This is a genomic window from Klenkia terrae (genome assembly GCF_900491935.1).
GTDB classification, from domain to species: domain Bacteria; phylum Actinomycetota; class Actinomycetes; order Mycobacteriales; family Geodermatophilaceae; genus Klenkia; species Klenkia terrae.
The window spans coordinates 1-1,325 of the sequence record NZ_UEXK01000018.1 but is presented as its reverse complement, the minus strand read 5'-3'; the positions used below and the strand labels follow the sequence as shown (position 1 = coordinate 1,325).

Sequence of the window (1,325 nt, the reverse complement as noted above, 5' to 3'; positions counted from 1 at the left end):
ATAAGGGTGACGAGCGTGTGTGGTAGAGACAGCACCGAAGGTGAGACATGGTTACTCGTAGGAAAGACATGCAGCAGGAAAGACAAAGAGATGAGTATGGTCGGCAGCGTCAGAGGTGAATGAGAGACAGGGGATGCAGCGGACACGGGTGCTCCTGGGGCGTGGCGACCGGCCGGACCGGGGGACAACGACCAGCGTCGTGCCCCGGCCGCCGGGTGGACGCGGCCGGAGTGCCCTCGCCGGTAGGGCCCCAGGTCCCGGGACGGGACCTTCGGCAGCGGGTCCGGGTCCGCCGACCCCGACCAGGTGGTCGCCCACGGGCCCAGGCTGGAACTCCCCACGGCAGGAGCCACCATGGCCGAGTTCGCCCGCACCACCGCGGTGTCCGCCGTCGACGAGTCCTTCGACGCGTGGGCAGCCAGCATCCTGACCGACGCCGTCGACCGCGCCGTGCTCGCACCGTCGGTGCACAACACCCAGCCCTGGTCCTTCCGCATCCACCCCGCTGACCACCCGCGGAAGCTCGACGTCCGCGTCGACCGGACCCGCCAGCTCGGCGCCGTCGACCCGACAGGTCGCGCACTCGTCCAGAGCGTCGGTGCCGCGCTGCTCACCGCGCGGGTCGCGGTCGCCTCGCACGGCTGGGCGACCACCACGCGACGGCTGCCCGACCCGGCAGACCCCGACCTGCTCGCCGTCGTGGAGCTGACCGACGGTCCGGCCGACGCTGCACTGGCAGCTCTCGGCACCGCGGTGACCGCCCGGCACACCAACCGACGCAGCTTCGGCGGCGACGGGCCGGACCTGGCCGAGCAGCAGGTCCTCCGGGCCGCAGCCGTCGCCGAGGGCGCCGACCTGCTGCCGATCACCGGGGGCGAGCAGCACCGGCTGCTGGCCCGGCTGTCGCAGCTGGCCGACGGCCGCCAGCACCAGGACCCGGCGTACCGGGCCGAACTGCGCCGGTGGACCAACCGGCCACCGTCGGCCGGCGACGGGATCGTGCCGACCGCCGTCGCCCGGGTGGTGGGCGCGGCCCGGGAGGACCTCCCGGGCCGGGACTTCGACACCCGCGGGGACGGCGGGCTGCCGCCCTCCAGCGGGGACGGCGCCGAGGTGGGGCTGTTGCTGCTCACCACGGTCGACGACGACGAGGCGGCCTGGCTGCGTTCGGGTGAGGCCCTTCAGCGGGTGCTGCTCGAGCTGACCCGGACCGGGTGGGTGGCCAGCCCGCTGACCCAGGTCCTGGAGGACCCGCAGACCCGGCAGGCCCTCCGGACCCAGGTGTCCTGGGGGTCCTGGCCGCAGAGCCTGCTCCGGGTCGGGCA

The 1,325-nt window shown here is 74.0% G+C and carries 1 protein-coding gene; it reads left to right on the top strand.

The window, feature by feature from the left end:
- Positions 1 to 354 precede the first annotated feature (354 nt).
- The coding region (locus LFA75_RS23690; protein WP_225236171.1) for an Acg family FMN-binding oxidoreductase at positions 355 to 1,325 on the top strand (971 nt) is incomplete at its 3' end.